Annotated in this window: 15 protein-coding genes; 7 read left to right on the top strand and 8 right to left on the bottom strand. The window is 68.0% G+C overall.

Annotated elements, in window-relative coordinates:
• Positions 1 to 17 precede the first annotated feature (17 nt).
• Positions 18 to 509: a cytochrome c maturation protein CcmE gene (locus tag KF709_09870; protein MBX3174709.1), complete on the bottom strand. Its 492-nt coding sequence runs from the start codon at positions 507 to 509 to the stop codon at positions 18 to 20.
• 184 nt (positions 510 to 693) lie between these two features.
• Between KF709_09870 and KF709_09865 the strand changes: the two genes are divergently transcribed.
• Positions 694 to 2,298 (top strand): sulfatase-like hydrolase/transferase, encoded by a 1,605-nt coding sequence (locus KF709_09865; protein MBX3174708.1) that lies wholly within the window; start codon positions 694 to 696, stop codon positions 2,296 to 2,298.
• On the opposite strand, the gene KF709_09860 is transcribed toward KF709_09865, so the two are convergent.
• Genes KF709_09860 through mtnA form a run of 3 tightly spaced genes read right to left on the bottom strand, consistent with a single transcriptional unit; the run spans position 2,261 to position 5,232 of the window.
• Positions 2,261 to 2,593 carry a hypothetical protein gene (locus KF709_09860; GenBank protein ID MBX3174707.1) on the bottom strand — a complete coding sequence of 111 codons (333 nt, stop codon included), beginning with the start codon at positions 2,591 to 2,593 and terminating at the stop codon, positions 2,261 to 2,263. The two genes, KF709_09865 and KF709_09860, sit on opposite strands and share 38 nt — an antisense overlap.
• Positions 2,590 to 4,071 carry a glycerol kinase GlpK gene (gene glpK / locus KF709_09855; GenBank protein ID MBX3174706.1) on the bottom strand — a complete coding sequence of 494 codons (1,482 nt, stop codon included), beginning with the start codon at positions 4,069 to 4,071 and terminating at the stop codon, positions 2,590 to 2,592. The genes KF709_09860 and glpK overlap by 4 nt, the downstream gene beginning before the upstream one ends.
• 3 nt (positions 4,072 to 4,074) lie before the next feature.
• Entirely contained in the window at positions 4,075 to 5,232 is a 1,158-nt protein-coding gene (gene mtnA / locus KF709_09850; protein MBX3174705.1) for an S-methyl-5-thioribose-1-phosphate isomerase, read from the bottom strand.
• On the opposite strand from mtnA, the gene KF709_09845 reads away from it, so the two are divergent.
• The 4 genes from KF709_09845 to gyrB all read left to right on the top strand — a co-directional run bounded on the left by KF709_09845 (position 5,231) and on the right by gyrB (position 9,617).
• A complete protein-coding gene (locus tag KF709_09845; protein ID MBX3174704.1) occupies positions 5,231 to 6,016 on the top strand; it encodes an enoyl-CoA hydratase/isomerase family protein in 786 nt (261 codons plus the stop codon). The genes mtnA and KF709_09845 overlap by 2 nt on opposite strands.
• Complete coding sequence (gene recF, locus KF709_09840) at positions 6,017 to 7,165, top strand: DNA replication and repair protein RecF (GenBank protein MBX3174703.1); 1,149 nt, start codon at positions 6,017 to 6,019, stop codon at positions 7,163 to 7,165.
• A 37-nt stretch (positions 7,166 to 7,202) separates the two neighbouring features.
• Positions 7,203 to 7,538: a DUF721 domain-containing protein gene (locus KF709_09835; GenBank protein ID MBX3174702.1), complete on the top strand. Its 336-nt coding sequence runs from the start codon at positions 7,203 to 7,205 to the stop codon at positions 7,536 to 7,538.
• Between the two features lie 138 nt (positions 7,539 to 7,676).
• Positions 7,677 to 9,617: a DNA topoisomerase (ATP-hydrolyzing) subunit B gene (gene gyrB, locus KF709_09830; protein ID MBX3174701.1), complete on the top strand. Its 1,941-nt coding sequence runs from the start codon at positions 7,677 to 7,679 to the stop codon at positions 9,615 to 9,617.
• 33 nt (positions 9,618 to 9,650) lie between these two features.
• Here gyrB and KF709_09825 read toward each other — a convergent pair whose 3' ends face one another.
• From KF709_09825 to KF709_09810, 4 genes are read right to left on the bottom strand one after another with little or no spacing between them, the layout of a single operon-like run.
• Positions 9,651 to 10,514, bottom strand: coding sequence for an SCO family protein (locus tag KF709_09825; protein ID MBX3174700.1), 864 nt, complete (start codon positions 10,512 to 10,514; stop codon positions 9,651 to 9,653).
• A gap of 35 nt (positions 10,515 to 10,549) precedes the next feature.
• A complete protein-coding gene (locus tag KF709_09820) occupies positions 10,550 to 12,298 on the bottom strand; it encodes a cbb3-type cytochrome c oxidase subunit I (protein MBX3174699.1) in 1,749 nt (582 codons plus the stop codon).
• A complete protein-coding gene (locus tag KF709_09815; GenBank protein ID MBX3174698.1) occupies positions 12,295 to 12,900 on the bottom strand; it encodes a hypothetical protein in 606 nt (201 codons plus the stop codon). The genes KF709_09820 and KF709_09815 overlap by 4 nt, the downstream gene beginning before the upstream one ends.
• A gap of 7 nt (positions 12,901 to 12,907) precedes the next feature.
• Complete coding sequence (locus tag KF709_09810) at positions 12,908 to 13,072, bottom strand: hypothetical protein (GenBank protein ID MBX3174697.1); 165 nt, start codon at positions 13,070 to 13,072, stop codon at positions 12,908 to 12,910.
• A 184-nt stretch (positions 13,073 to 13,256) separates the two neighbouring features.
• Here KF709_09810 and KF709_09805 point away from each other — a divergent pair, with 184 nt between their 5' ends.
• Entirely contained in the window at positions 13,257 to 14,768 is a 1,512-nt protein-coding gene (locus KF709_09805) for a hydrogenase iron-sulfur subunit (protein ID MBX3174696.1), read from the top strand.
• A complete protein-coding gene (locus KF709_09800) occupies positions 14,765 to 15,325 on the top strand; it encodes a hypothetical protein (GenBank protein ID MBX3174695.1) in 561 nt (186 codons plus the stop codon). Before KF709_09805 ends, KF709_09800 begins: the two co-directional genes overlap by 4 nt.
• Positions 15,326 to 15,343: the final 18 nt, after the last annotated feature.

Raw genomic sequence — 15,343 nt, 5'->3', positions numbered from 1 at the left:
GAGTGCCGACCAACGACTCAGCGCGGCGTATCGCCGCTCGGCGCGGGCGCCGGCAAGTCGTGGGGCGCTGCAGCGCCGCCTTCGTACGCCTTGCGCATGGCCTCGTAGCCCTCGGGGGCCTCTTCGTAGCGCGAGGCGCACTTGGCCAGCAGCGTCGTCGCCTGGAAGGTGCCGCTCGAGTCCAGTCGACCTTCCACCACGACCTCGACGGAATCGGAGAAGGTGTCCGGAATGATGCCACGATAGACGACGGGGTACGTCGCCGCGCCGTCGGTCATCTCGAACGAGACCTGGCGACCCGAGGGGTCGCGATTGACCGTGCCCGGGACGACTCGCGCGCCAACCTTCACGCCCGTGCCGACAAGAGTGGGATCTGCCGCGACCTTGGCCTGCAGCTCGGCCGGCATCAGGAAGTAGACACCGGTGTCCTTGATGGCACCGGTCATCAACACGCCAGCGGCACCCAGGACCACCGCGCCGCCAAGCAGGAACTTTGTACGTGGATGCATTGCGACTCCAAAGGGACATAGCCCGACTCGGGCAATATATACGGATGGGGTATCTTCGGCTCCCAAGGCAAAGGAACCCCTGACAAGGTGGACAAGGTCACAGGCGCGTCACAGGTCGGTAGCGTAGATTCGGCTGTCGCTGCCGGACGGCCACGCGCCGGAGCGCAGACCCCAATCCCCATCGATGGCCACACTGGCTGCCGGACACCCCGAGACCAACGAGGCAGGCGCACACGCGCTTGCCCGTGCAATAAGACGGCTCTCGGCCGGCGATTATTTCGTGGCGCTCTCGCTCGCGCACCTCTGCTTCCTGCGCGTCTGGCTCGAGATCCTCGCCGTCAACGGCCCCGGGGCGTACTTCCTCGATGTCTCGAACACTGACTTCGCGGCGGCGGCAATCAACACCTTGCTGCTGGCCCTGCTCTTTCTTGCCGCGGCCGCCGTTGGCCGCGCATATGGCGCGGTCGGGCGGGCGGTGCTGGTGTGGGCGCTGTTCGCACTGATCTTCGTGCAGCTGTTGGGCCTCGGCCCGACGCTATCCCCGGGCGTGTTTGCCCTCGTCGATCGCTGGCGGAATGGCCAGGTCGTGGATGCGCTGGTCCCGATCGTCGTGATGGCCTTGCTCGGCATCGGGATGTGGCGGCGAACGGACACCACGCTACGCATCGTGCGGCGCGTGCTGCTGGTGCTCGCGCCCTTCGCGGCGGTGACCTTGGGCCGCGCCGCCTGGGCAGTGCTCGCGGTCGACCCCAGCGACGCGCTTGCCGCCGAGGCGCCGGCGATGGGGAGTAAGGTTCCCGAACGGGACGGACCGCGTGTCGTCGTGATCATGATGGATGCCCTGAGCCGCCGGCACGCCATCGACGCGCGTCCGGCGGACCTGCAGCTGCCGGAGCTCGATCGGCTGCGGGCACAGTCCATCGACGCGACCCAGGTCTCGCAGTTCGCGAACAAGACCATTCTCTCCGTGCCTGCGATGCTGACCGGCCTCGCGGTCGAAAACTCCGAACCGCAGGACGCGGATGAGTTGCTGATCACGGTGAACGGACGCGCGCGACCGTGGTCCAAGGCACCGAACGTCCTCCAGTCCGCGCAGGCACTTGGTGGTGCGGCCGTGATCGCGGGCTGGTATCACCCCTACTGCCGGGTGTTCCGGAGCCTCGATGCCTGCTCCAGCTACCCGACCCGAACGGTGGGCTCACGTGCGCGGCACACGGGCTTCTGGCGTGCGGTGGTGGACCAGCAGCTGGCACTGATCCCCTACGTGAACCTTCGGATCCGCCAGATCGACATCGTCGAGGAGCAGGTGGCCGACGCGGAGCGTGCGGTCACGCTCGGGGATCGTGGGCTGATCTTCCTGCACCTGATCGTGCCCCACACGCCGTGGATCTGGGACGACGAGGACGACGAGTTCACGCTCACGGAGTTCGACCCCGACGGCTACTACGGCAACATCGCCCTGATGGATCGTGTGCTCGGCGACCTCCGCGCGCGGATGGAGGCCGCCGGCAAATGGGACGACACGGCGGTGCTGTTCCTCTCCGACCACATCATGCGGTATCGCCCGGACTACCTCGAGGAACCGGACGACCCGCGGATCCCGTATATCCTCAAGCTGCCGGGCCAGCGCCAAGGCGCGACCTTCGACCGCCCACTGAACGCGATCATCACGCACGACCTGCTGGAGGCACTGCTGCGCGGGGAGTTGACGAGCGAAGCCGAGGCAATGGCCTGGCTCGCGGCGCGCGAGACTACGGGTCGAGCTGTCGCAGCGTCACCGCCGCGCTGACACCACCTGCGGCGTCGGCCGCGAGATCCTTCCAGCTGAAGTATCGACCGTCGGCGCGATCATACAGCTCCTTGCCGACGCCGACGCCGAGCGTGACCGCGCCCGCCCATCGCGAGGCGTCGGCGTAGCTCAGCCCCGAACTCCGCAGCGTCAGGTGCGTGCCGGTCTGGACCAGCGCCGAGGCCACGAAGTGCAGCGCCTTGTCGCGGCCGAACCATCGGTCACCGTCGTGTTGGCGCTCCGGCGGCGCGCCGAAGCTGAACGACCCCAGCACAAACACGAGGGCGAACTTCATGCGCCCTCGCGATCGCGCGCCCAGTGCACCGCCGCGCGCACGGCGCGACGCCAACCCGGCAGGCCATCGCGCGCGACACTGGCTCCGCGCGCCGGTTCGAAACGACTGAAGCGTCGTGAGGCATGGAATGCCGCCGCATCCTTCCACACGCCGGCGGCAATTCCCGCCAGCCCCGCCGAGCCCAGCGCCGTGGTTTCGACCAGGTCGGGCCGCTCGACGGGAACGCCGAGCACGTCACTCTGGAACTGCATCAGCCAGTCGTTCTCGGCGGCACCGCCATCGACCCGCAGGACGTCCAACGACGCGCCACTCGCGCCGCGCATCGCCTCGAGCACGTCCGCGGTCCCGTAGGCCATCGCCTCCAGCGCCGCGCGCACGAGATGTTCGCGCGAAGTCCCGCGTGTCAGCCCGACGATCGTACCGCGCGCGTCCGCCTCCCAATGCGGCGCACCGAGGCCGGTGAGCGCCGGGACGAAGTACACGCCGTCGTTGCCCTCGAGCGATCGCGCCATTGCCTCCGTCTCGCCGGCCTTGCCGACGATGCCCAGACCATCGCGCAGCCACTGCACCGCCGCACCCGCGATGAAGATGCTGGCCTCCAGCGCGTACTGCGGCTCCCCGCGTGGACCGCAGGCCACCGTCGTGAGGATGCCCTGACCCCCGGCGGGCCGTCGTTCACCCGTGTGCAGCAACAGGAAGGCACCCGTACCGTAGGTTTGCTTGCTCAGCCCCGACGTCCAGCAGCCTTGGCCGAACAGCGCAGCCTGTTGGTCGCCGGCCACGCCGCGGATCGGGATGGCGTGGCCAAGGTGCGCGGCGTCAGCCGTCCCGAAGTCACCGGACGAGGCGCGGACCTCCGGCAGGATACCGCGCGGCACGTTGAACAGCGCACAAAGCCGGTCGCTCCAGGTGTGCGCGTTTATGTCGTAGAGCATCGTGCGCGAGGCATTCGTGTGCTCGGTCGCGTGCACCGCCCCGTTGGTGAGCTTCCAGATCAACCAACTGTCGATGGTGCCGGCGGCGAGGGTCTCGGGCGCCACACCGCGCGCCTTCTCGCGCAACAGCCATTCGAGCTTGGTGCCGCTGAAGTAGGGGTCCACCACGAGACCGGTTGCCTGATAGATCGCCTCCGACTGTCCCGCCTCACGCAGCTCCTGCGCGCGCTTCGTGGTGCGGCGGTCCTGCCAGACGATGGCCTTGTCCAGCGGCCGACCCGTCTTTCTGTCCCAGAGCACGATCGTCTCGCGCTGGTTCGTGATGCCGATCGCCTCCGGCACCACCTTCGCCGCCGCCAGCGCCTCGCGGGCCGCTTCCATCGTGCGCGCGAAGATCTCCTCGGCGTCGTGCTCCACCCAGCCGGGCTGCGGGAAGTGCTGCGTGATCTCACGGTAGCCACGGCCGACCACGCTGCCATCCTCGGCAATGATCAGCGCGGTGGAGCCAGTGGTGCCTTGGTCGAGCGCGAGGACGTATCGCATCGCTTAGGCGGGTGGAGGGGTGATCGGGAGGTGGTCGAAGCGGAACGGCGGCACCAGCACGCCGCGCTCCGTGACGATGTGCGTGATCAACGCCGCCGGCGTGACGTCGAAGGCGGGATTGTGCACGGCCACGCCAGCGGCCGCCACGTCCTGGCCGGCCAACTGCGTCAGCTCCTCGGCGCCGCGCGTCTCGATGGGGATCTCCGCACCCGTCGGCGTCTGCGCGTCCACCGTACTCGACGGCGCGACGACCACGAAGGGAATCTGGTGGTGCCGCGCCAACACGGCCAATCCATAGGTCCCGATCTTGTTGGCCACGTCCCCGTTGGCGGCGATGCGGTCGGCGCCGACGAGCACCACATCCACCTGACCCGCCGCCATCAGGCTCGCCGCCATGTTGTCGGCGATCAGCGTCACCTGCACACCGGCGCGCGAGAGCTCCCAGGCGGTGAGCCGCGCTCCCTGCAGCAAGGGACGCGTCTCGTCCGCGTAGACCGACACTCGCATACCCCTTGCGTGCGCCGCATAGACCGGCGCCAGTGCCGTGCCAATGCCCGCGGTCGCCAGCGCACCGGCATTGCAGTGCGTGAGGATGCGCGCCCCGTCCTTCAGCAACTCGAGCCCGTTGGCGCCAAGCGCGGCGCACATCGCCTCGTCCTCGGCGCGGATGCCCTCCGCCTCGTGGCGCAGCGCCGCGACCAGGGGCTCGAGCGCGATCGCCGGATCGCGATCCAACACCGCGAGCATGCGGTCGAGCGCCCAGCCGAGGTTCACCGCCGTTGGGCGCGTGGCGCGAAGCAGCGCCGCGCCATCACGCACGAAGGTGCGGGCCATCGCCACGTCGGCGATGGCAGCCGTGCCGCCCTCGGCGCTTGTCGCAACGCGTGTGGCGGCGGCGAGTCCCATCGCGGCCGCGACGCCGATGGCAGGCGCACCACGCACGGCCAGCGTGCGAATGGCATCCGCCACCGCCTCCACGGTCCGCAGGTCCACTTCGACCACCGCCGACGGCAGCAACCGCTGGTCCACGATGCGCAGCGCCCCCTCAGGCGACCAGCGCAGGCTCTGTACGACCGGTTTTTCTGTGGGCACACCCGAATGTATAGATTGCACCTGCGTTCCCGACAGCCGACCGCCCTTCACGCGAGCGACGATGACCATCCCGTTCACTTTCCTCACGCTCGACGTTGCGGACCGCATTGCGACCGTCACGATCAATCGCCCCGACAAGCTCAACGCGCTCAACGCCACGGTCATCGCGGAGTTGGACAAGGCGTTTCAGCACCTGGCGACGGCGGACAGCGTGCGCGCCATCATCCTCACCGGCGCGGGCCGGGCCTTTGTGGCGGGCGCGGACATCGCCGAGATCGCGGAGGCTGCGGACGGTCCGGCGGGCCTCGAGTCGCTTTCCGCCGTCGGCTCGAAGGTGTTCACGCGCATCGAGCGGATGAACAAACCGGTCATCGCCGTCATCAATGGCTTCGCGCTCGGCGGCGGCCTCGAGTTGGCGCTGGCCTGCCACCTGCGCCTTGCCAGCACCACCGCGAAGTTCGGGTTCCCCGAAGTGAAGCTCGGCCTGATTCCCGGCTACGGCGGCACACAGAGGCTGCCACGGCTGGTCGGGATGGGACGCGCCTTCCAGTTGATCCTCAGTGGCGGGATGATCGACGCCGACCGCGCGGAGGCCATCGGCCTCGTGAACGCCGTGTACCCGCTCGAGGCCCTCAGCGACGTGGCGCGCAGCATGGCGAAGGAGATGGCGCAGCAGGGCCCACTGGCACTGGCCCACGCGATCCAGGTGATGACCGGCGGGACGGCGCTGCCGATGGACGAGGCGCTGGCGCTGGAGTCGCGGCACTTCGGGGAACTCGGGCGCACGGCCGACATGCGCGAAGGCACGCGTGCCTTCCTCGAGAAGCGCGCGCCGAACTTCAGCGGGGCCTGAGTGCCGGTCGCCGCGCGCCTCGCGTCGCTGGCGATCTCGGACTTCCGCAACATTGCCGGCGCCGAGCTGCAGCTGCCGGCCGATGGCATCGCGCTTGTCGGCGAGAACGGACAGGGCAAGACAAATGCGGTCGAGGCCATCGCGTACTTTCGCCTCCTGCGCTCGATGCGCGGCGCGCGCGATCGCGACCTGATTCGTTTCGGCGCGCCGGCGTTCCACCTGGCCGCCGAATTCACCAACGTTCCGGCGCTGCGGGCCAGCGTCGGCGTGGACCGCGCCGGGCGCAAGAAGGTCACGCTCGACGGCGCCGAGCCGGAGAAGCTGACGGATGCACTTGATGCGCTGCCCTCTGTGTCGTTTGAGCCCCGCGACGTGGACTTGATTGCCGGCGCGCCGGCCGAGCGGCGGCGATACCTCGACATCACGCTGGCGCTGACCTCCGCGAGCTACCTCACCGCGCTGCGGCGGTATCGCGCGGCGTTGCTACGCCGCAATGCGGCACTCCGCGAGGCGACCAAGCGCGGCGCGGCGCGTGAAGCCGTTGCGGCCGTAGCTGCGTGGGAGCCCGCGCTGGCGGAAGCGGGCGCGACGCTGGTGCAGCAGCGCCGTGCCTGGGCCGCAGGCCACGCAGAACACTTCGCCACGCTCTGCGAGGCGATCGGCGAGACCGCGCCCGCGACGCTGCACTACGCCGGTACCGCCGCGGAGTCGTGGGATCCGCGCGCCGAGCTCGCGGCGCTGCTCGAACGTCAGCGCGAGCACGACATCCGTCGTGGGCTGACGCAGGCCGGTCCGCATCGTGACGACCTCTCGCTGCTGCTTGACGCCCACGACCTCCGGCAGGTCGGCTCCGCGGGGCAGCAGCGCACGGCGGCCATCGTGCTGCGCATGCTCGAGTCGGCGACGCATCGCGAGGCCACCGGCGTGATTCCGCTGCTGCTGCTCGACGACCCCTTTGCCGAGCTCGATCGCCGGCGCACGGCGCGCATCCTCGCGCTGCTTGAGGAACAGGGCGTGGGACAGTGTGTCATTTGCGTGCCGCGCGAGGACGAGATTCCCGCACGGTTCACGAAACTGGAGCGCTGGAGTGTGCGCGCCGGCAGCTTCGCGCGCGCGACGACGGGCGCCTCGGCGGGAGCTGCGACGTGAACCGCGCGCCGATGGCCTGCCTCACACGTCGCGATCGATGAGCGCCGCCTTCTTCAGCGACGACGACGGCCGCGGCGGCAAGGCGCCGAAGCCCATCGCCGAGGTCCTGGCGAAGCTCTTGGCGGATCGTGGCCTGGATGCGGACGTCGCCCGCGCGGAGGTGTTGTCGCTGTGGCCAAGGCTTGTGGGGCCGCAGATCGCTGGCGTGACGCAGCCGCGGATGATGACGGACGACGGCACGTTGGTGGTCGCCGTGCGCACCAGCGCCTGGATGCAGGAGCTCTCGCTGATGGAGCGTTCGCTGATGGCCAAAATCAACGCCTCGGAACCGCAGACCCCGGTGCGAAAGATTCGCTGGGAGATGATGCGCTAAGCGCTTGCGGGATGGGCACTTGCGGCTTGTGAAAAACGTTGCTTTCGGGGTCGCGACAGGTTAGTTTTCTGGGTCGCTTTCGGGCGCGTGTTTTCGGGATTTTTTCGCGCGATTCCCCACCACCATTTTGCGCTTCTAATGGCCAAGACGAACGACGTCGCCGACTCGCAGTACGACTCCTCCGGCATTCAGGTACTCAAGGGACTCGAGGCGGTCCGCAAGCGCCCCGGGATGTACATCGGCTCGACGTCGCATCGCGGTTTGCATCACCTCGTCTATGAGGTCGTCGACAACTCGATCGACGAAGCGCTCGCCGGCTTCTGTGACTCGGTCATCGTCACGATCCACGGCGACAACTCGATTTCCTGCACGGACAACGGCCGCGGCATCCCGGTCGACATCCATCCCACGGAGAAGCTGCCGGGCGTCGAGCTCGCGCTCACCGTGCTGCACGCCGGCGGCAAGTTCGACAAGAACACGTACAAGGTGTCGGGCGGCCTGCACGGCGTCGGCGTGTCGGTGGTGAACGCGCTGTCCGAGACGCTCAAGGTCTGGGTGAAGCGCGACGGCAGCGAGCACTACATGGACTTCGCCCGCGGGGCCACGACCACCAAGCTCAAGGTGCTCGGCAGCGTGAAGCCCAAAGACACCGGCACCAGGGTCTGGTTCAAGCCCGACCACCAGATCTTCACCGAGCTCGAGTACGACTATGCCACGCTGGCATCGCGCCTGCGCGAGCTGTCGTTCCTCAACAAGGGCGTGACAATCGTCCTCAAGGACGAGCGCGAGGGGAAGGAGAAGGAGGAGACCTTCCACGCCAAGGGCGGCCTCAAGGAGTTCGTCGGCTTCCTGAACCAGAAGGGCCGCACGCTGCACAACGAGATCGTGTACTTCGAGGGCGAGAAGGACGACATCGGCATCGAGATCGCCCTGCAGTACAACGACGGCTACAACGAGAACGTGTTCTCGTTCGTGAACAACATCAACACGCACGAGGGCGGCACGCACCTCACCGGCTTCAAGTCGGCGCTCACGAGCGTGATCAATAAGCACCTCGACAAGTCGTCCTTCGCCAAGAAGGACAAGGAAGTGAAGCTCTCCGGCGACGACGTGCGCGAGGGACTCACGGCGGTGATCTCGGTGAAGGTCCGCGAGCCGCAGTTCGAGGGCCAGACCAAGACCAAGCTGGGCAATTCCGAGGCCGAGTCGGCGGTGAAGACGACGGTCAACGAGTGGTTGAGCGCGTACCTCGAGGAGCACCCGCGTGTCGCCAACGCCGTGCTCGACAAGGCGCTCAGCGCGGCGCGCGCGCGCGAGGCGGCCCGCAAGGCCCGCGACCTCACGCGCAAGAAGTCGGCGCTCGACGTCGGCAACCTGCCCGGCAAGCTCGCCGACTGCTCGCTGTCGGATCCTGCCATGTGCGAGCTCTACCTGGTCGAGGGCGACTCCGCCGGCGGCTCGGCCAAGCAGGGACGCGACCGCATGTTCCAGGCGATCTTGCCACTGCGTGGCAAGATCCTGAACGTCGAGAAGGCCCGCATCGACAAGATCCTCTCCAACGAGGAGATCCGGACGATCATCACGGCCATCGGCGCGGGCATCAAGGAGGAGTTCGCGCTCGACAGTGTGCGCTACCACAAGGTCATCATCATGACCGACGCCGACGTGGACGGCGCGCACATCCGCACGCTGCTGCTGACGTTCTTCTTCCGACAGATGCCGGAGCTGATCGACGCGGGGATGGTCTACATCGCACAGCCGCCGCTCTACTCGGTGTCCAAGGGCAAGGAGATCTACTACGCCTACGACAACGAGGAGCGGGACGAGATCGCCGCGCGCATGGGCAACGGCGAGGGCAAGTCGCTGAACATCCAACGCTACAAGGGTCTTGGCGAGATGAACCCGGACCAGCTCTGGAAGACGACGATGGACCCGGAGACCCGCACCATCCTCAAGGTGACGATGGACGATGCGTTCCAGGCCAACGAGGTGTTCCAGACGCTGATGGGCGATGAGGTGGAGCCGCGGCGGCAGTTCATCGAGACGAACGCCAAGTTTGCGTCGAACCTCGATATCTGATGCGCGGAGAGGCACCGTAGGGCGCGTCGCGCCCTACGGTGCCGGCGACTCCGTTGCGACGAGGCGTAGCGCCTCGCGGACCCGGTGTGGCGCCCCCTCGATGCGCCAGGCGACGCGCCCCGCCGGATCAACCACGATGATGGTGCTTCCATGCCCGATCGCACCCGTACGTTCGTCACGGACGCGCGGGACGCGCCAGAGATCCAGCTGCCGATTCACCTCCGCAATCTCTCCGGAGAGAAAGCGATCCTCGGGGCCGAGGCCCCATTGCTGCGCGAGGGTCGCCAGACGCTCCGGCGTATCTCGCCAGGGGTCCAGCGTGACGACGAGGAGCGGAAGCCCCGCGGCGCCAGCATCCACGCGTGCGCGCTTGGCGTGGTCGACGATCACAGGGCAGATGTCATCGCAGTGGCCAAAGGTGAACGTCAACATCACCCATTGCCCACGATAGTCGCGCAGCGCCGTGGGGTTCCCGTGCTGGTCGACGAGTTCGAGCACGGGCGCGTCCGCGCTGCCTCGCGCGGGCAACGGCGCGTTGACGTCGAAGGGCTCACCGACGGCGACGCGTGCGCTCGACACGCGGTGCGCGGCAGCCCCCAGACCCAGCGCGAGTGCCAGGACGACGGCGCCGCTCGCCAGACGCCCCGGGAGCCGCTGGTGCAGGCGGGTCAGGCCGTCCCGAAGTTCACGGCCCCAGACGATCCCGAGGATGGCCAGCAGGCCCAGTGGCTCACCGATGAGCAACACCCATCCACCCGCGTGCGGCAGGCCGTCCGAGGTCGCGCCGAAGCAGACCTCGCGCGTCGCGAGTAACCAACGCGGAGCCTCCGCGGGCAGCGGCCAGAGCGCCAGCGCCCACCACGCGGCGGAGACGGCAAGGATCACGACGAGAGCCACGACCGCGAATGGCGGCCGTGGCCCCGCCGCATGCATCACCCGACCTTCCACAGGAACGCCAGCAGTTTCCAGTTCGTGAAGTAGTACGTCATGAAGGCCACGAAGAAGATGCCGACCAGCACGACCGTGCCAGGCGTCGGGCCCATCCAGCCACGCGCCGGTGCGTGCAGCTCCTCGTTCCGGGCGTCGGCGTCAACGGCGTGCACGGGCGGATGCGTGAGCCCCTGCGGAACGCCGACCATGGCCGAGCCCTTCGTGATCGTCCCGATGGGCTCGCCGAAGAACACCGACTTCACCGCAATGGCGATGAATCCGAAGGCGCCCGTGACCGCCAGGATGCCGCCGATCCCCATGATGGCCAGCATCAGGTCCACGGCAGGGCTCATCTCCACGTTGAACATGGCATCCTGGAACGAGTTGTCCCAATGCCGCCGAGGCACCCCGAAGCTTCCGGCGAAGGTCATCCCCATCGAGAGGAGGAAGACGCCGAACGAGAAGAGATACGGCTGCCACTTGGCGAATCCCCAGAACGCGACCTTGCGCTGGAATATCAGCGGAAGGAGGTAGTAGGTCGCCCCCATGAAGGCGAGCGCGGTTCCGCTCACGACGGTGGCATGGAAGTGGCCCGGCACCCGCAGCGTGTTGTGCACGATGATGTTGATCTGCTCGGTCCCGATGGTCACGCCCGTGATGCCACCGACGAACCCAAAGACGACGACCGAGAGCACGAGGGAGCTGAAGCCCGGGTCACCCCACGGCGCACGGATGAGCCAGCCGAACATCCCCTGCGTGAAGCCACGGAGACGCTGGCCCAGCTCCATCCCCGCGGGCACGGTGAATCCGTGGATCATGGAGGCCAGCACCGCCATGTACATGAAATACGAGGTGTTGGTGATCTTCCACGCCGGACCGAAGCCGGGATCCACCAACAGGTGGTGGGCGGACGCCATGGAGATGAAGAGCACGTACAGCACGAACGCGCTGCGGCTCACCTTCTCGTTGAGTACGACGGCGCCCACGGTGAGCGCGCCGAGCATGTACCATATGGCGACCATCGCCGCCATGTTGATCTGCTGCGACGAGTGGCCGAGCCCCCACCAGATCATCCGGTAGACCTGCGGATCGATGCTGTCGACGATGCCGAGGGACCAGAGGAAGGTCGGGATGTAGATGATGGCGCCGTGCAGCAGGGTAATGACGGCGATGATAGCCGCGGTCACGGCGCCATAGACGACCAAGGGCATCGAGCCCTCGTAGCGGCGCTCCCGCTTGGCAATCGTGATGGTCGCGAAGAACTGCGCCGTCACCAGCAGGGCCCCGACGGCGAACAGGATGATGCCAAGGTAGAAGACCGGGTGCGCCTTCAGGGGAGGATACGACGTGAAGAGCACGTCGGCGCGGCCGGTCCACTGGGCCCACTGCACCATCAGCGTGCCGAGCAGCATCAGGCCGAAGTTGAACCAGCCGAAGCGTGGCGCGGCGGGCCGTGCGTTCAGCAGCACGGTCCCCGCAAACCACAGCACCGCCATCTCGAAGTAGATGATGAAGAAGATCAGCATGTTCATCCCGTGCACGCCCAGCAGCCGGTAGTACCAGGTGGCCGGGAGCAGATGCACCGCCTGCCAGCGCGTGAGCACCAGCAGGAGCGCCGCGGTGGCGCCGATGAGCAGCGTGACGACGGAAACGACCGCGTTGGCCTTGATCAGGCCCTCGACCGCGCGGTGCACCCTGCGACCGGTGGATTGGCAGGTGCGGAAGTCCTCCCTCGCGGCTGGCGCGGTCATCGGTCACCTCCGTTGAGGACCTTCGCGCCCCCGTTGTCGGCGACGGTCTGGCCGTCGGCGTCGACGACGATCATCCGCCCGACCATCGTGTGGTGGCCGATCCCGCAGAATTCATTGCAGATGATCCGAAAGTCGCCGCTTGCGGTTGGCGTCACCCGCAACCCGTAGTCGTAGCCGGGCACGACCTGGAAGTTCACGTTCAACGGGTACAGGCTGAACCCGTGGTTCACGTCGAGCGCCGAGAGGTGGAGGATGTACTCCTTGTCCTTCTCGAGCTGGAGGATCGGATACCACTGGAACGCCAGCGCCGTGAGGTAGATATCGCTGCCGGGCGGCGGCGCGACGATCGGGATCCCCTTGTCCACGCCGACCTGGTACTGCGTCGCGAACGCGACGGTGCGCGCGTAGAATGCGTTGGGGTCGACCTTGGTGCGGATGCCCGAGGGATTCTGGCCGCCCTTCCAATGCCAGAGCGGCATCATGGCGAAGAGCACGAGGCACCACGCGAAGGCGATGCCTACCCAGACTTTCTCCGTCTTGTGGGCCGGACGCCACCAGACGCCGGGGACGGGGTCGAGTCCCGTATGGACCTTGGTGAGCATTGGCGCCTCAGGGGAGTGTACCGTCGGGCATCGTGAGAATCTCCCACATGCCCCACCCGGTGTAGACGACGAACATCACGACGATTCCTGCGATGAGCAGGAGCCAGACGTTGTCGAACAACCGCTGCATCAGCGGGATGCGCTCGTCGGCGCTTGGAGGATTCGGATCCATCGGCAATGCACCTCGTTCCAGGGCGAGACCCACAGGGACTGGACGGCCTTTGGTTGCGGGTAGTGTGCGCCTTCTGTAGATAGGGCGCAAGCAGGAAATCCCCCTCCCGTTCCCGAGAGGTTTTCTCAGGATGCGCTGGCTCGAGCGGTTCGTGCGGAGGATTGTTCGCGGTTCGGATGCCCTCATGCATCGGCTGCTGCATTGGCGCTGGAATCCCCTGCACCAGAGCGGCGCCTTGGCGTCGTGGCTGCTGCTGGTGTTGTTCGTCACCGGCACGTACCTCCTGCTGTTCTACCGGGTCGGCGCACCGGCGGCGTCCGTGCAGCGCATCGCCGCGGATCCCATCTTCGGCGCATGGGTGCGCACGCTGCATCGCTACGCCACCGACGCCTTCTTGCTCGCGGCGGGATTGCACGCGCTACGGTTCATCGGCCAGTCTCGAGAGTGGGGCCCCCGCGCGCTGGCGTGGGTCAGCGGTGTGTTTCTCGTCGGCGTGGGGCTGGCCTGCGCGTGGACGGGGTTCGTGATGGCGTGGGACAGCTTCGGGCTGCGCCTCGCGGTGGCCGGTGCCGACCTGTTCGACGTGCTCCCGATCCTCTCCGAACCCGTGGGCCGCATGTTCGCCGGCGACAGCCAGCCCCCCCAGGCGTTCTTCTTCCTCAACCTGTTCGTGCACATCGCGCTGCCGTTGGCGATGGGCGCCGGGTTGTGGCTGCACACGTCGCGCGTCGCCCGGCCGACGCTCGCTCCTCCGCCGGTCCTGAAGTGGAGTGCGACGGCACTGCTCACGCTCGTGGCCGTGGTGATGCCGGCGCCGCTTGGCCCCGCCGCCGATGGACTCGCGCTGCCGGCCACGACACCGCTCGCCCTGACCTCCGCGTGGTGGCTGCCGCTCGCGGAGGCCAGCGAACCGTGGCTGACCTGGGTCGCCCTGGCGTCACTGACGGTCCTCACCCTCGCCGTCCCGTGGCTCGCCCGCCGACCACGCGAGGGATCGTGGGCGCCGAGTTGGGTGAATCCGCGCCTTTGCACGGGCTGCGACCAGTGCACGCAGGACTGCCCCTGGGGCGCCATCCAGATGGTGCCGCGCGAGGACGGCGACGAGCGCCTCGTGGCGCTCGTCGACCCCGAACGCTGCGTCAGCTGCGGCATCTGCGCGGGTTCCTGCGCCCCCATGGGCGTCGGGCCGCCAGGACGCACGGGTCGCGACCAGCTCGCCACGACGCGCGACACGACCCTGCCCGCGCTGGCGGACCGGACTCGCGACCAGCGGGTGGTCGTCGTCCGCTGCACGGAAGGTTCGGCGGGATTGGCGCGGCGCCTCCGCGCCGCCGGCGCGTTGCTGCACGACATCGCGTGTGTCGGCAACCTGCACTCATCCGTGGTCGAGCTGCTGGTACGGCAGGGCGCCGCGGGCGTTCTCGTGCTTGGCTGTCCGCCGCGAGACTGCGTGGGGCGCGAGGGCCCCAAGTGGCTGGAGCAGCGTTTCTACCACGACCGGGAGGCTGAACTTCAGGACCGCGTGGACCGCTCCCGTGTCGCGGTCGCGACCGCCGCGTTGGGCTGCGACGACGAGGCGCTCGAATCCTTCGAGCAGTTCCGTCGACAGGTGCTGACGCTGCAGGCACCGGTCGAAGAGGCCAGCGTTGTCCTGCAAGAGGCCTGCGTGCCAGCCGCGCTGGAGGAAGAGCCGTGAACCCACTTCGCCGCTTGGCCGCGGGTCTCGCGCTCGCCCTGGCCCTCTGGGGACTCGCTGTCAGTTCCGGCGTCGCGGTGGCGTGGCACGCAGAGGACGCGGCCGCACTGCGGCTCTCGTGGAGCGTGAGGCCCGAGCGAGTTGAGCGCTGCCGGACCCTGAGTGAGCAGGAGCAGGCGCAGCGACCCGCGCACATGCGCCAGTCGGTGGTCTGCGAGGGCAGCAGCGCGTCGTATGCGTTGACCGTGGGGATTGACGAGGTCTCGCGCGATTCCGCGCGCCTGCGCGGCAGCGGCCTACGCGGTGACCGTGCGCTGGCGACACTCCGTGACTATCCCGTGGCACCCGGTGCCCACCGCGTCCAGGTGCGCTTCGAACGGATCGAGCCCGTGGACTCCGCCGTCGCGCGCTCCACGGCCGTGCCGCCACTCCTGCAGTTCGACTCCACGCTCACGTTTCGCACGGGAGCCGTGCTGCTGCTGACAATCGAGGATGGGCGGTTCGCCCTCCGGAACGGAAGTGGAGGTGTTGACGCTCGGCCTGGAGTCCCGCGATAAGCGCCAGCTTGCCCGGCC

The sequence above is a fragment of the Gemmatimonadaceae bacterium genome, assembly GCA_019637445.1.
Lineage (GTDB): Bacteria > Gemmatimonadota > Gemmatimonadetes > Gemmatimonadales > Gemmatimonadaceae > Pseudogemmatithrix.
The sequence above is the reverse complement of the archived record's forward strand: the minus strand, read 5'-3'. Positions and strand labels throughout refer to the sequence as shown.

Excerpts from the sequence above, each read along its gene's own strand:
- KF709_09820 (MBX3174699.1), bottom strand. The coding sequence starts at position 12,298 with ATGACCGCGCCAGCCGCGAGGGAGGACTTCCGCACCTGCCAATCCACC.
- KF709_09865 (MBX3174708.1), top strand. The coding sequence starts at position 694 with ATGGCCACACTGGCTGCCGGACACCCCGAGACCAACGAGGCAGGCGCA.
- KF709_09810 (MBX3174697.1), bottom strand. The coding sequence starts at position 13,072 with ATGGATCCGAATCCTCCAAGCGCCGACGAGCGCATCCCGCTGATGCAG.
- glpK (MBX3174706.1), bottom strand. The coding sequence starts at position 4,071 with ATGCGATACGTCCTCGCGCTCGACCAAGGCACCACTGGCTCCACCGCG.
- KF709_09860 (MBX3174707.1), bottom strand. The coding sequence starts at position 2,593 with ATGAAGTTCGCCCTCGTGTTTGTGCTGGGGTCGTTCAGCTTCGGCGCG.
- mtnA (MBX3174705.1), bottom strand. The coding sequence starts at position 5,232 with ATGGTCATCGTCGCTCGCGTGAAGGGCGGTCGGCTGTCGGGAACGCAG.
- KF709_09835 (MBX3174702.1), top strand. The coding sequence starts at position 7,203 with ATGAGCGCCGCCTTCTTCAGCGACGACGACGGCCGCGGCGGCAAGGCG.
- KF709_09805 (MBX3174696.1), top strand. The coding sequence starts at position 13,257 with ATGCATCGGCTGCTGCATTGGCGCTGGAATCCCCTGCACCAGAGCGGC.
- KF709_09815 (MBX3174698.1), bottom strand. The coding sequence starts at position 12,900 with ATGCTCACCAAGGTCCATACGGGACTCGACCCCGTCCCCGGCGTCTGG.
- KF709_09870 (MBX3174709.1), bottom strand. The coding sequence starts at position 509 with ATGCATCCACGTACAAAGTTCCTGCTTGGCGGCGCGGTGGTCCTGGGT.
- gyrB (MBX3174701.1), top strand. The coding sequence starts at position 7,677 with ATGGCCAAGACGAACGACGTCGCCGACTCGCAGTACGACTCCTCCGGC.